Consider the following 13399-nt stretch of genomic DNA (forward strand, 5'->3'; position numbering starts at 1 on the left):
GAAAAGGCACCGCACGGTGGCGGCCACGGCACTGGTGATCGGTAGGTCCGGGGCGGCAACGGATTGCGGTGTGGCCCCAGTTTCGGCCCCGGGGCGGCGCCCCGCCGCTGTGGCGGATCAGTTTTAGGGGAATCCCCAAGGGTGGAATCGAGGCGGCCGGAAATCTCTAAGGAGAACCCTAGGGGCGGTCGTGAGACAACTGCACGTCATACAGCCTTCCCCAGTTCTCCTCCGATGACGAGGTCCGAGGATTTTCATGGTGCATTCGCAAGCTGCCGAGAATCCCTCGGCCCAGCCTTTTCCCACGGCGCGCCCCGAGGGTTGTCCTTTCGACCCGCCCGCTCCCTTCGCGCGGGCACGCGCCGAATGCCCGATGACCCCGCTGCGGTACCCCGACGGACACGTCGGTCAGCTGGTCACCGGTCTGGAGACCGCGCGTTCCGTGCTGGCGGACACCCGGTTCAGCTCGCTGCCCGCCGGGAAGCGCTCGCCGGTGAAGGTGCCCGGCTCGGAGCTGAGCACCGACGCACTGCCCGCGGGGATGTTCGTCAATATGGACCCGCCCGAGCACACCCGCTACCGCCGGCTGCTCAGCAAGCACTTCACCATCCGGCGGGTACGGGAACTCCGCCCGCGCATACAGGAGTTGACGGACCGCCTGCTGGACGAGATGGCGGGCGCGAGCGGTCCCGTCGATCTCGTCCAGTCCTTCGCCAAGCCGCTGCCCACCCTGGTCACCTCGGAACTGCTCGGCCTGCCGGAGGCGGACCGCGCGGAGTTCGGGCGCCATGTCGACGTGCTCTTCAGCCTCTCCACCAGCGGCGAGGAGATGCAGCAGTCGATGGCGGTCCTCGGCGGCATGCTGCACGCCCTGATCGCGGCCGCGCGCAAGGACGCGGGCCCGGACATCCTGGGCAGGCTCACCGTGGAGACGGACCTGACCGACGAGGAGCTGCTCGGGATCACGATCGTTCTGCTGATCGCCGGTCTTGAGACCACCACCAACATGCTGGCGCTGGGCACCTACGCCCTGCTGCGCCACCCCGGGCAGCTGGCCGCGCTGCGCGCCGACTGGTCGCTGATGGACGACGCCGTCGAGGAGCTGCTGCGCTACCTCAGCGTGGTGCAGATCGGACCGATCCGCGTGGCCGCCGAGGACTTCGAGTTCGAGGGGCGGCCGATCCGCGCGGGCCAGGTCGTCACGGTGTCGCTGCCCGCGGCCAACCGTGACCCGCTGGGCTTCGAGGACCCCGACACCTTCGACATCCGCCGCGGCCCGTCCCGGCACATGGCCTTCGGCAACGGCCCCCACCAGTGCATGGGGCACCATCTGGCCCGGCTCGAACTCGCCATCGGCTACGAGTCGTTGCTGCGCCGCTTCCCCCGCCTGGAGCTTGCGGTGCCGCCCCAGGAGATCGGCACCCGGGAGATGATGGTGACGTACGGCGTCCTCGAACTGCCGGTGCGCTGGTGAGGGGTGGACCGGTGACACGGATCGAGATCGAGATGGACCTCTGCTGCGGCGCGGGAGCCTGCGTCCTCGCCGCCCCGGCCGTCTTCGACCAGAACGACGACGACGGCACGGTGATCCTCCTGGACGCCACTCCCCCGGCCGACCAGCGGGAGGCCGCGCAGGAGGCGGCGGCGCGGTGTCCGACGTCGGCGATCAGGGTCGTATGACCATGCGGCCGAGCCACCGGCGGAGGACTCACCCTTCAGCGTCTCCGAACTGACCTGCCGTAACCGGGCCGTCCCGCAATGGATTTGACGACCCACGCCCGTTGCCGGTAGTCGTCGATGCGGACAGCACCGGGACATCGGATACGGCGTGGGGCGTCGGCTGCCGTACGGGGGAGGGCATCATGAGTGCTTGGGGCTGGGTACTTCTGCTCGCTCTGGCCGCCGCAGCCGCGGTCGGCAGGCAGCTCTACCTCTATCCGGGTGGCTGGAGATTCGCCTTCGCCCCGGAGTACGGCGCGGCGCGCCGGGATCTCGACCGTGCGCGCAGCGCCCTGGGCGGCCTGGAACGTACCGCGCGGAAGGAGCTGGCCGGTGCGCGCGGCGCTGTCGACACCGCTGCCGCCGCTCACCGGCGCCGGGTGCGCGACGCCGAGGAGCGCGTCGCCCGGCTGAGCGACCCCGGCCGCGGGGGCTACCGCGACGAACTCGGCACCCTGTCCCTCTACGAACACGTTCTCGTCGTCTCGACCGACGATTTCAGCGGAGATCTGCCCCTGCACGAAATCGCCGTCCGCTCCGACCACACCAGTACGGCCGGTCACCTCTACCTGGTCGGCCCGGACGGGCGTCAGCATCTGGTGACCTACGCTACGGCCGACGTCGCGGAGGAACAGGTCCGCACGTTCGTCGTCGACGTCCACAACGCCATCGCCGCCGCCAAGTCGTTCCAGCGGGACCGGCCCGCCCGGCTCCGGCAGGCGAAGGCCGATCTGCACCAGGCGGCGAACGACACTTCCGCACAACAGGACGCCCAGCTGCGCCTCGAAGAGGTCACCGCCCGGCAGAGCGGTGACCTCCGTATCCCCGCGGCACGCAAGGATCTCGCCGCCGCTCACGACCGCTGGCAGGAACTCACCGGGCACCGCCCCTCCTGACCGGCCGCTGCGGACTTCCTGCCCGCCGGTGCGTCCGCTCGGGGAAGTACGTCAGCTCACCGGAAGAGAATCGCGCACCGGGGAGTGCCTGTGGCGGCGCGCCGGCCGCTCGGGTGCCGCCGCCGCGTCCATGCCCAGGGCTCCCGGCAGATCGTGTCCTACCTGGCCGGGAGCGGGTCGATGGGCGAGAGCCGGTATCCGTCCTGGTGGAGGACCACATGACCGGCCGTGGGCGGGGCGAAATGGGTGCCCAGGAGGAGGGTGTCCGAGTCGGCGAGGGAGGCGAGCAGCGTCCGGCGGGTGGCCTCGGACCGGCCCGGGTCGATGTCGACGCAGGCGCCTATGGCGGGGTGGGCGAACTGGACGGGGTGGTGGATGCAGTCACCGGTGATCAGAGCCGTCCGGCCGTGGCTGGTCAGCTCGACGGCCATGTGTCCCGGGGTGTGTCCAGGGGTGGGCAGCAGACGCAGGCCCGGGGCGATGTCGGCACCTCCGGCGGGGACGTCGACGAGGTCGAGCAGCCCTGCCTCCTCCACCGGGATCACGGAGTCCCGGAACATCTGCGCGCGGGCCTCCTCCATGTCGTACCCGGCCCAGAACTCCCGCTCGGTACGTGAGGTCAGGTAGCGGGCGTTCGGGAAGGTCGGCACCCAGCGGCCGTCCGTCTTCCGGGTGTTCCAGCCGACGTGGTCGGCGTGCAGGTGGGTGAGGATCACCAGGTCGACCGAGTCCGGGGGGAATCCGGCGGCGGTGAGATCGCGCAGGTAGTCGGTGTCCAGGTCGTGCCAGGCGGGGTTGGCCCGTTCCTTGCCGTTGCCGATGCCGGTGTCGACCAGGATGCGCCGGCCGCCGAGGGTGAACGCGAAGGTGTGGCTGTCCAGGCGCAGGGTGCCCTCGCCGTCGGCGAAGTGGGGGCGCAGCCAGTCCTGCGCGGCGACGAGGTCCGGGGTGGCGTCGGGCAGCAGCCAGGATCCGGTCGCGGCCGGTAGGCGGACCTCGTCGACGCGGTGGACGGTGACGTCACCCACGGTCCAGGAGGGGGCGGGGGTCGGGGTGGGTGCGGGGGCGGGGGGCGGCGTAGTACTCATGATCCTTCTGTTCTTCGGGGCCCGCAGCGGCTCGGCGAGTCGGCACGAGTCGACGCGAGCCGACGCGAACCGACGACTAAAAGCTATTGGTTTGCTTTAAAGCAACGTAGCCCCTACGGTGAGCTAACGCAAACGCTTAGCTTTTAGCGCCGAGGGGAAAACCCATGCCCGACACAGAACTCACCCCGCCCGAAGCAGCCCGCTGGGCCGCACGCGCCGGGCTCCCGCTGCCCGCCGACCGGCACGCCGCGGTCGCGGCCACCGCCGACCACATCCACTCCGTGGTCTCGCTCCTGCGCGAGCTGGACTTCGGCGAGACCGTGCCCGCCGCCGCCTACCGAGCGGGACAGGAGGCGCACGATGCGACCGTATGAACTGCCCCTGACGGCGGCCGCCGAAGCGATCCGGACCCGGCAGCTGTCCCCCGTCGAGCTGGCGGACTCGGTCCTGGAGCGCATCGAGCGGATGGAGCCGCACCTCCAGGCGTACGTCACCGTCGCCGCCGAGCGCACCCGCGAGGCCGCCCGTGAAGCGGAACGCGACATCGTGGCAGGGCGCCGCCGCGGCCCGCTGCACGGCATCCCCATGGGCGTCAAAGATCTGATCGACGTCGCGGGTACGGCGACAAGCGCCAGTTCCCGGGTCCGCGCCGACCACCGCGCGCGGGGCGACAGCACGGTCGTCGCGCGCCTGGCGGCGGCCGGTGCGGTCCTGCTGGGCAAGACCCAGACGCACGAGTTCGCCTACGGCCTGACCACCCCGCAGACCCACAACGCCTGGGACACCGGGCGGGTCGCGGGCGGCTCCAGCGGCGGATCCGCGGTCGCCGTCGCCGCCGGAATGGCCACCTTCGCCCTGGGCACCGACACCGGCGGATCCATCAGGGTGCCCTCCGCGCTCAACGGGGTGGTCGGTCTCAAGCCGACCTACGGCCTGCTGCCGCGCCACGGCGTCACGTCCCTGTCGTGGTCACTGGACCACGTCGGCCCGATCACCCGCACCGTCGAGGACGCGGCCCTGGTCCTGACCGCCCTGGCCGGGCACGACCCCCGCGACCCCGCCTCCTTGCCCGCACCCACCGCGGACTACCGGCCGGACGCGGGCACGGATCTGACGGGACTGCGGGTCGGCGTGCCGCGCAACTACTACTTCGACCATGTCGACCCCGAGGTCGAAGGCGCTGTCCGGCACGCCGTCGACCAGCTCCAGGCCCTCGGCGCACGCCTGGTCGAGGTCGAGATCCCCATGACCCGCTACATCCAGGCCACCCAGTGGGGTCTGATGGTGCCCGAGGCCACCGCCTACCACGAGGCCACCCTGCGTACGGTCCCGGAGCTCTACCAGGCCGACGTCCGCATCCTGCTCGAGGCCGGCGAGCTGATGTCCGCCGGGGACTATCTGCGCGCTCAGCGTTCCCGCACCCTCATGCGGCAGGAATGGGCCCGCGTGTTGCGGGACGTCGACGTCATCGCCGCCCCCACCGTCCCGGCGACCGCCGTCAGAGCCGGTCAGGAGACCATCACCTGGGCCGACGGCACCGTCGAGGGTGTCTCCGACGCCTATGTACGACTGTCGTCCCCGGCCAACATCACCGGGATACCGTCCCTGTCCGTACCGGTCGGCCAGGACACCGCGGGGCTGCCGATCGGCATGCAGCTGCTCGGGCGGCCACTCCAGGAGAGCGTGCTCCTGCGGGTCGGCCACGCCTACGAGCAGACCCGGCCCGCCCGTGCCCTCGCGCGAGTCGCGTAATCAAGGGACGTGGTGGTGCGGGCACTTCACGGAAAGTACCCGCGCGGGGGCGGTTCCTGAGCGGACAGAGCGATGGGACCGCCCGCCCTTCTCGCTCTAAAGTAGGTGTCATGAGCAGGCAGATGGTTCGCCCCGGGGGACGGAGCGCCCGGGTCCAGGCATCGGTGCACACGGCCGTGCGTGAACTCGCCTCGGAGGTGGGCCGCGACGCCCTGACGGTGCCGATGATCGCCCAGCGTGCGGGCGTGACACCATCGACGATCTACCGCCGCTGGGGCGATCTCCAGGAGCTGCTGTCGGACGTGGCGGTCGAACGGCTGCGGCCCGAGACCACGCCCGGGGATCACGGCACCCTGTCCCGCGATCTCACGACCTGGGCCGAGCAGTTCCTCGACGAGATGTCCTCCCCCGCCGGTCGCGCCTACATCCGCGACGCGCTCCTCGGCGACCCGGACGGCGGCAACGCCGGTCAGTGCTCCGCCTACGCCGCGGAACAGATCGACGTGATCCTCACCCGCGCGTCCGGACGCGGGGAGCGGGGGCCCGACGTCGAGACGGTCATCGACCATGTCGTCGCCCCGCTGATGTACCGCATCCTCTTCCGCCCGGACGGACTCGACGCCGCCCACGCGCGTCGGCTCGTGACAGCGGTCCTCGCCCCGACCGGCCACTGACCGCCGGTCGCCCCGGTCGCCCCGGTCGCCCCGGTCGCCGAGACGATCTCTTGGCCGGGGAAGTCGCCCCGCCGCCCGGCGGTGATCACGACGGACAAGGGCTTCTGCCCCTGCTCGACCGCAAGGTGGAGTTCGCCGGTCAGCCCACCCCGGGAAGGTCCGAGGCCGTGGTCGGCCGGTTCGACGAAGGTCCCGCCGGGCGGTTCCTTCTGGGGGTTACCTATCGGAAGTGGCTTGAGAGGCTGTTGGTTCGTCAGTCCCGAGACGGGGCAGCGAGCCAGCGGTCGTCCTGGAACTCGGCTGGCACTTCGTCCTCCCCCGGATCGATCCCACGGCGTTCCAGTTCGTCGAACCATCGATCCCGCTGTGATTCGGGGAGGCGTCGTCCGCACCAGGGGCAGAAGCCGATGGTGATACTCGATGTGCCGCCGTCGTGGATGATCAGCCCGTACTCCTGGAACGTGGCACTGAACTTGATCAGCACGTCCGGACAGGCGAAGGGGTCGTCGTGCTGGTCGCAGGGCACGTTCACGCGGCGGCTCATCGCCTCGCAGCAGTGGTTGGTCATGACCTCGGTTTCTCGTTCATCGGCAATGTGCCCAGAAGTAGATCACGGTCTGTGATGATCACCCGGTGGCGCGTGGAGATCTGACAGACATGCGGTGGACCCGACTGGAGCTGTTGTTGCCCAGGGGCAAGAAGCCGGGACGTCCGTCGCTATGGACCAGGCGGCAGCTGGTCGACGGCATACGGTTTCGTACCCGCACCGGTGTCCCGTGGCGGGACGTGCCGGAGCGGTACGGGCCCTGGGCGCGGGTGTACGACCTGTTCCGGCGCTGGCAGCGGGACGGCACGTGGCAGCGGATCTTCGCCGCTTTGCAGGCCCAAGCCGACGCCGAGGAGCTCATCACTTGGGACCTCAACATCGACTCCACCGTGTGCCGGGCCCACCAGCACGCCGCCGGGGCGCGGAAAAAGGGGATCTGCAGGTCGAGCCGCCTGGCGGGGTCACCATCGAGCCGGACGACCACGGCCTCGGACGCTCGCGCGGCGGCCTGACCACCAAGCTGCACCTGGCCGTCGAGCAGGGGCAGAAGCCCATGGCGATCGTGATCACCGCCGGGCAGCGCGGCGACTCCCCGCAGTTCGAGCCCGTGCTGAAGAAGGTCCGCGTCGCCCGTCTGGGTTCGGGGCGTCCGCGGACCCGGCCCGACCGGGTCTGCGCCGACAAGGCATACGCGTCCCGCAAGAACCGCGCCTACCTGCGACGCCGCGGTATCCGCTGCACCATCCCGGACAAGGTCGACCAAGCTCGCAACCGCAAGAAGCTTGGCTCTCGCGGTGGCCGGCCGCCGAAGTTCGACGCCGAGGACTACAAGGCTCGGCACGCGGTTAAGCGTCATCGGGCCGTGGCCACGCGCTACGACAAACTCGCTGTCCGCTATGAGGCGACCGTCCTCGTCGCTGCCATCGGCGAGTGGCTATGAGCCTCGGTCACACGGCGGGATCCACGTTCCTTGCCGTCGGCAGATCACTGCCGCTCGTAGCCGTAGGCAGGGCCAAGGGCGCTGACAAGCATGGCCGTACACCGGCCATCCCGCCGGCGCCGTACGCGCGGATGGGCCAAAGCTCGCCCTCCACCGTTCGCGGCGCGGGCGCCCGCGCCGTCCCACGCCTGCCGACTCCCGCCCGTACTGCAGCCGCAGTACGCCAACAGCACGGACCGTCCCTGGCCGGCCGGGCCCATCCTCCAGCCCGTCGCTCAGGCGGCGTGCGCTTCGCCGAAGGCCGGGAGCTGCCAGTCGCCGCCGCGGTCCGTCCTCGACATGCGGGCGACCACGTCGGGGATGTGCAGGAAGCAGGCCAGCGCGGTGACGCTCTGGAAGGCGCTGATGGCGTGCTTGCTGAGGGGCATGCCCACGCGCAGGATGCGAGGGTTGACCTCTCCCTGGATCTTGTCGACGAAGGGCCGCAGGACCTGTTCGTAGTTCGCCAGCGCGGCCGGCAGGTCGGCCGGGTTCCGGTTTATCTCCCCGGCCAGGACGTAGGCACCGACCAGGCCGCCGGAGATACCCATGCCGCTGTAAGGAGAGGCGCAGTGCGCGGCGTCCCCGGCCAGGACCACTCGCCCCTTGAACCAGCTGTCGATGCGGACCTGGGCGATCTCCTGGGAGTAGAAGAACGGGCTGTCCTTCATCCCCGTGACGAACCGCTCGGTCTGCCAGCCGGCGTCCTTGAACCGCTCGGCCCAGAACGTCTGCTGCTGCTCGACGGGAGCGCGGTGGATCGCGGACGCTTCCGCCGACTCCTCGCGCATCACGAAGTACGCCTGGGTCTCGGTCGCGTTGTGGCTGCGTCGCATGATCTGCCGCCCGCCCGGGACCATGTAGGTGTCGCGAATGTTGGTGTCGGAGGGGATCCGCGGTACGAACCAGTACGCCATGTGGATACCCATACGCCAGTACGGATCGAAGCCGTGCGGCAGCAGCGCCCTGCGGGTTCGCGAGCCCTGCCCGTCTGCGCCGATCAGCAGGTCGTATGCGCCCGAAGTCCCGTCAGAGAAGTGCGCGGTGACCCGGTCGGAGTGCTGGTCGAATCCGTCGACGCTCTTACCGAAGACGTACTCGGCGTCGTCCTTCGTCGCCTCGTGCAGGATGCGCACCAGGTCACCGCGCATGATCTCGTATTCCGAGGTCAGGGTCTGGCGGCCCTTGCCGGATGTGTTGGCCATGATCGTTGCCTTCGGCTTCCCGTGGGAATCGACGAATGCCACGCCCGCCTCGTCCACTAGCCGACTGCGCACCTCCTGAAGCAGCACCATGCGCTCCACTGCCTCGATGCCCTGCCCTCGCAGATCCACTTGCGCCCCCGAGGCGCGGAGCGCCGGGGACCGCTCCACGACTGTCACCGCGTGCCCACCGCGCGTGAGCCAGAAGGCCAGCGCCTGCCCCGCAACACCGCCCCCGGCCACCAGGATCCGCAGGGAACGCTTCGCGATCTTGTTCGTCATGATCCGCACTCCAAAATCTATCGGTGATTGGTTCCGTCTTTTCAGATTCTTCTATCACCGATAGATTGTCAATGTGACGAAGATGAACCGTGAGACCGTCGTCGCCGAGGCGCTGGACCTGCTGGACGACGTGGGCCTGGAAAATGTCAGCACCCGGCAACTGGCCAAACGCCTGGGCGTGGAGCAGCCGTCGCTCTACTACCACTTCAAGACCAAGAAGGACCTGCTGGCAGCGATGGCGGAGGCGGCCATGGCCCCGCACGCCCGCGCCGCCCTGCCCGAGCCCGGAGACGACTGGCGCAGCTGGTTCGTGGACAACTCGCGCAGCTTCCGCCGCACCCTGTTGATGCGCCGCGACGGGGCCCGCCTGCATGCCGGCAGCACACCGACCGGCGATCTGGATCGGATTCGTCGGAAAATGACCTTCCTGGTCGCCTCCGGCGTGCCCGAGCGGCAGGCGCAGATGGCGATGCTGGCGGCCAGCCGCTTCACCGTCGGATGTGTCCTGGAGGAGCAGGCTGACGCCGACGCGCCGAACGCGGAGGGCCTGCCGGACGACGTCCCCGCGCTCGATCACGAGGCGGCGTTCGAGGCGGGCCTCGCGCTCATCCTCGGCGGCCTCGAACAGCACACCACTGCTCCCGACGCCGCCCACTGACCGTCGACGGGTGAGGTGAGGACACCACGTCCAGGGGCCCGTCCTGTCGCGGGTGAGACGTCCCAGTAGTCGCGCAGCCCCGCACGGGAGGCGGCCTGCGCGGCCCCGAACGAGCACGGACACCGCGAAGCTCGCGCACAGAGCAGCCAGTGCACGCTCACTGGCAGCTCGTCGTACCGGTGCTCCGCCAGCGCGACCAGCGCCGCCACAAGCGCGACAAGTCCGCCGTTGGTCACGCTGTCCAGGAGCAGCGCGATCGGCGGCGGCGCTGACGCGCGCACGTTGTGGACGCGGCCGTAACCGTGCACCGGCGACAGCTCCCAGATCGCCATCCGGCGGAGCCGCAGAAGTAGCCGGCCACCTCCTCATCCAGGGCGGCAATGGCACGGCCCAATTTCGATACACGCCCTAGCGCCGGTTGATCCCGGGCAGGCGGACGTCGAAGTCGTCGAGCATCAGCAGCGTGCGGGCCCTGGTCCGTTTCTTCATGCGGGGCCAGGCGGCCTCCACCAGGCCGCTGTCGATCAGGAGCTGATCCAGCACCTCGAAGCAGACGGCGCCGCCGACGTGTTGCGTGGGGTGGTCCACGATGCGCTCCACGAAGTCCCAGCAGCGGGCGAGCAGGTGGGTGTCCGGGGTGTCGCTCCGCAGCTGCGGCATCAGCACCGGTGCGGTGAAGCATCCGGCCAGCAGCTCGTACAGCATCACGGCCGCGTCCTCGGTCAGGACAGCCGTTTCCGCGGGCTGGTGGAACATCTCGGCGATGGAGTCGGCGCACTCCGGGACCATGCTCAGCAGCAGCGCGGGGATCTCCTCGAACGCGATCTCCTGGACCGGATTCTCCCCGGCGGGGACGTCGCTCATGTGTTCCTCGGTTGGATGTGCGGCGGTCGCGCCCTCCTTCCAGCCGTACTGGTGGACGTAGGACGGAGCCTGGGCGGCCATCGCGATGCCGCCGACGATACCGAGGGTCCCGGAGAAGCCGCGCAGCCGGGTGGGCAGGCCGACCGGAACGCTCCCTCCTCCCGACAGCTTGCCGTCGCTGAAGACCGCAGCGCCCCCCGCGGGTCGTCCCGCGGGGCAGGCGGGACTTTCGCAGCACGGTCTAGGGGGACATCGTCCGGATGCCCTTGCTGACGGTGGCCGTCACCGCGGCGACGACGACCAGGGCCGGGAAGACCAGCATGGCCGGTCCGGGGCTCCAGTGGGCCAGTAGCGCGCCGGCCAGGACGGGGGCGAGGGCGGCGGCCGAACCGGCGGCGAGCAGGACGCCGCTGACCACGCGGCCCTGTAAGTGGTCGGGGGTGACGGCGGCCTGGTGGCCGAAGAGGGTGGCGTTCGCGGTGGGGCCGAGGAAGACGGCGGCGGACAGCGGGACCGCCGCCAGGACGGAGCCGGACAGCAGGGTGCTGACGGCCATCAGCGCGGCGGTCGCCCAGCACAGCAGCGTGATCAGGACGGGCAGCCGCAGCCGCCGCTGGAGTGCCGGGGCGGCGAAGGCCCCGAGGAGGCCGCCGAGCGCGAAGATCGCGCCGGCGAAGCCCACCAGGACCGGGGCGACACCGGCCCGGCGCAGGGCGAGGGTCATGGCGAAGATCATGCCGGTGAAGGCCATGTTCAGCGGGGCCGCGATGGCCAGCAGGGCCCGCAGGAACGGGTGCCCCAGCAGGAAGCGCAGCCCCTCCGCGGTGGACGCGCCGACGGGCGCGGCCACCTCCTTGCGGGGCTCCTGCAGCGGCCGCCTGATCCAGCAGACGGCCGCCAGGGACACCAGGAAGCTCAGCGCGTTGCCCAGGAAGGGCAGGAACCGGCCGAGTCCGAACAGCAGGCCGCCCAGCGGTGGTCCGGCCAGTGACACGCCGTAGGTCCGCGCCTCGTTGCGGGCGACGGCGGAGGCGAGCTGGTCCGGGCGGACCAGGGTGCGTATCGAGGCGTGCTCGGCGGTGCTGAAGACCGCGGTGGCGGCCGCACCGGCGACCACCACCGCGAGGATCACCGGCAGGCGGGCGGCGCCCGTCAGGACCGCCCAGCCGAGCAGGGCGTACACGGCGATCCGCAACGCGTCGCAGACGATCATCAACCGGCGCCGGTCGAACCGGTCGGCGAGGACACCGGCCGGCAACCGGCACACCAGGGTGGTGACGAGCCCGGCGGTGCCGACGACCCCGGCCCGCGTCGGGGACCCGGTCTGCTGGAGCACCAGCAGCGGCAGGGCCAGGTCGACCATGGCGCCGCCCAGGTCGGACAGGGACTGTCCGGTCCACAGCAGGTTGAAGTCGCGGTTGCGCCACAGGCCAGGCGGCGGGCCGGTGTCCGCCGCCCCGGCGGTCTCCTCGGTGAGCGGCGGGCGGCTCATCCGGCCTCCCCGGCGCTCGCCGCCCCCGCCAGACCCTCGCCGGTCGCCGCTCCGGCCAGACCCTCGCCGGTCGCCGCCCCGGCCAGACCCTGAGCAACCACCGCCCCGGCCGAGCCCGTGGCCCCCGGCACTCCGGTCAGGCCCTCGGTGCCCCGTGCCACGGCGGGCACCGGCCCGTCCGCCGTGCCGATGCCGATGCCGGGCGCCGGGGTCCGCGCGGTGGCCGCGACGGCCGTACGCCCCGTACTGTCAGGGCCGCCCGCCGCCGTGGGGATGACCAGCAGCTTCGTCACCGAGCCGTCGTCGCCGACGACATCGCGCAGATGGCGGAAGCCCAGGCGGCGGCACATGGCCAGGCTCGCGGTGTTCTCTGCGCCGACCATGCCGTACGCCTCGGTGAGGCCGAGGTTTTCGGCGGCGTGCCGGAGCAGGCCGCGGACCGCCTCGCCGCCCAGTCCCTGGCCCCAGTAGCCGGGGGCGAGGGCGGTGACGAGTTCGTGGCCCTCGACGTTGCCGGTCGGTTTCACCTCGGCGTGGCCGATGTAGCGGCCCGCCAGCCACAGGCCCCAGACGTCGAACCGCCCCTGGGGGTAGATGTCGGTGAGGATGGCGCGGAACACCTCGCGGATCTGCGGTTCGGGCACGAGGTCCTGGCCCATCCAGCGGCACACCTCCTCGTCGCGCAGCAACTCGACGAAGACGTCCTCGTGTTCTGGCCGGTACGGGAGGAACTCCAGGCGTTCGGTGCGCAGTTCGGGGGTCATGACGGGCTCCTCGGGGAGTTGTGGTGCGGTGAGGGCCGAGGGCGGTGGGGCGCCGGTGCGGCGGTTCCGTGCGGGGGGGGTGTGGGGTGCGGTGCGCCGCCGGGCCGGCACTCGGGCGGCCCGGCGGGGTGCGGCGGTTCCGTGCGGGGGGGGTGTGGGGGGCGGCGGTACGGGCGGGGCCGGTCAGGCGCCCGCGTTCTCCATGCGCTCGCGCAGGCTCTTGGGCCGCATGTCGGTCCACACCTCGTCGACATAGGCGGAGCACTCGGCCTCGGTGCCCTCCTTGCCGACGGGCTGCCAGCCCCCGGGCACCTCGATGTCGACGGGCCAGAGGGAGTACTGCTCCTCGTCGTTGCGCAGCACCTGGTAGCGGGTGTTCTCGTCCATGTCGTTCTCCTTGGATCTCGGTTCGGGTGGGAAGGCCGGAAGCGGGGTGCGGGTGGGGGCGCGGGGTGCGCGAGGACCGTACCGGGCGGTGCGCC

The 13399-nt window shown here is 71.0% G+C and carries 15 protein-coding genes; 8 read left to right on the forward strand and 7 right to left on the reverse strand.

Features of this window, described 5'->3' with window-relative positions:
• The first annotated feature begins 373 nt into the window (after window positions 1-373).
• From ACLF5H_RS30875 to ACLF5H_RS30885, 3 genes are all read left to right on the forward strand, one after another.
• On the forward strand, window positions 374-1474 hold the full coding sequence (locus ACLF5H_RS30875) for a cytochrome P450 (protein ID WP_421679293.1): 1101 nt from the start codon (window positions 374-376) through the stop codon (window positions 1472-1474).
• Between the two features lie 11 nt (window positions 1475-1485).
• Window positions 1486-1680, forward strand: a complete 195-nt coding sequence (locus ACLF5H_RS30880) for a ferredoxin (RefSeq protein WP_256641318.1) — start codon at window positions 1486-1488, stop codon at window positions 1678-1680.
• A 182-nt stretch (window positions 1681-1862) separates the two neighbouring features.
• Window positions 1863-2615 (forward strand): hypothetical protein, encoded by a 753-nt coding sequence (locus ACLF5H_RS30885; protein ID WP_421679294.1) that lies wholly within the window; start codon window positions 1863-1865, stop codon window positions 2613-2615.
• A gap of 158 nt (window positions 2616-2773) precedes the next feature.
• Here ACLF5H_RS30885 and ACLF5H_RS30890 read toward each other — a convergent pair whose 3' ends face one another.
• Window positions 2774-3703 (reverse strand): MBL fold metallo-hydrolase, encoded by a 930-nt coding sequence (locus tag ACLF5H_RS30890; protein WP_421679295.1) that lies wholly within the window; start codon window positions 3701-3703, stop codon window positions 2774-2776.
• A gap of 164 nt (window positions 3704-3867) precedes the next feature.
• Here ACLF5H_RS30890 and ACLF5H_RS30895 point away from each other — a divergent pair, with 164 nt between their 5' ends.
• The 3 genes from ACLF5H_RS30895 (at window position 3868) to ACLF5H_RS30905 (ending at window position 6129) form a co-directional block, all read left to right on the forward strand.
• Window positions 3868-4077, forward strand: a complete 210-nt coding sequence (locus ACLF5H_RS30895; protein WP_421679296.1) for a hypothetical protein — start codon at window positions 3868-3870, stop codon at window positions 4075-4077.
• The gene (locus tag ACLF5H_RS30900; RefSeq protein WP_421679297.1) at window positions 4064-5455 is read left to right on the forward strand and encodes an amidase; all 1392 of its coding nucleotides are present in this window, start codon (window positions 4064-4066) and stop codon (window positions 5453-5455) included. Before ACLF5H_RS30895 ends, ACLF5H_RS30900 begins: the two co-directional genes overlap by 14 nt.
• A gap of 110 nt (window positions 5456-5565) precedes the next feature.
• Window positions 5566-6129: a TetR/AcrR family transcriptional regulator gene (locus tag ACLF5H_RS30905; RefSeq protein WP_421679298.1), complete on the forward strand. Its 564-nt coding sequence runs from the start codon at window positions 5566-5568 to the stop codon at window positions 6127-6129.
• 253 nt (window positions 6130-6382) lie between these two features.
• On the opposite strand, the gene ACLF5H_RS30910 is transcribed toward ACLF5H_RS30905, so the two are convergent.
• The gene (locus tag ACLF5H_RS30910; RefSeq protein ID WP_421679299.1) at window positions 6383-6697 is read right to left on the reverse strand and encodes a DUF6980 family protein; all 315 of its coding nucleotides are present in this window, start codon (window positions 6695-6697) and stop codon (window positions 6383-6385) included.
• 65 nt (window positions 6698-6762) lie between these two features.
• Here ACLF5H_RS30910 and ACLF5H_RS30915 point away from each other — a divergent pair.
• Window positions 6763-7616 (forward strand): IS5 family transposase gene (locus ACLF5H_RS30915; RefSeq protein WP_421679300.1). Its coding sequence is split into 2 segments (ribosomal slippage): window positions 6763-7153 and window positions 7153-7616, totalling 855 coding nucleotides; the frame shifts between segments, so codons are not numbered across the junction.
• Between the two features lie 275 nt (window positions 7617-7891).
• Here ACLF5H_RS30915 and ACLF5H_RS30920 read toward each other — a convergent pair.
• Entirely contained in the window at window positions 7892-9139 is a 1248-nt protein-coding gene (locus ACLF5H_RS30920; protein ID WP_421679301.1) for an FAD-dependent monooxygenase, read from the reverse strand.
• Between the two features lie 82 nt (window positions 9140-9221).
• Between ACLF5H_RS30920 and ACLF5H_RS30925 the strand changes: the two genes are divergently transcribed.
• Entirely contained in the window at window positions 9222-9797 is a 576-nt protein-coding gene (locus ACLF5H_RS30925) for a TetR/AcrR family transcriptional regulator C-terminal domain-containing protein (protein WP_421679415.1), read from the forward strand.
• A 408-nt stretch (window positions 9798-10205) separates the two neighbouring features.
• Here ACLF5H_RS30925 and ACLF5H_RS30930 read toward each other — a convergent pair whose 3' ends face one another.
• From ACLF5H_RS30930 to ACLF5H_RS30945, 4 genes are all read right to left on the reverse strand, one after another.
• Window positions 10206-10742, reverse strand: coding sequence for a hypothetical protein (locus ACLF5H_RS30930; protein ID WP_421679302.1), 537 nt, complete (start codon window positions 10740-10742; stop codon window positions 10206-10208).
• Between the two features lie 160 nt (window positions 10743-10902).
• Window positions 10903-12153 carry an MFS transporter gene (locus tag ACLF5H_RS30935; RefSeq protein WP_421679303.1) on the reverse strand — a complete coding sequence of 417 codons (1251 nt, stop codon included), beginning with the start codon at window positions 12151-12153 and terminating at the stop codon, window positions 10903-10905.
• Window positions 12150-12917: a GNAT family N-acetyltransferase gene (locus tag ACLF5H_RS30940; RefSeq protein ID WP_421679304.1), complete on the reverse strand. Its 768-nt coding sequence runs from the start codon at window positions 12915-12917 to the stop codon at window positions 12150-12152. Before ACLF5H_RS30940 ends, ACLF5H_RS30935 begins: the two co-directional genes overlap by 4 nt.
• A gap of 183 nt (window positions 12918-13100) precedes the next feature.
• Window positions 13101-13304: an MbtH family protein gene (locus ACLF5H_RS30945; protein ID WP_421679305.1), complete on the reverse strand. Its 204-nt coding sequence runs from the start codon at window positions 13302-13304 to the stop codon at window positions 13101-13103.
• Between the last annotated feature and the right edge of the window lie 95 nt (window positions 13305-13399).

Origin of the sequence: Streptomyces sp. LaBMicrA B280 (assembly GCF_049222185.1) — a bacterium.
In the GTDB taxonomy this organism is placed as follows: domain Bacteria; phylum Actinomycetota; class Actinomycetes; order Streptomycetales; family Streptomycetaceae; genus Streptomyces; species Streptomyces murinus.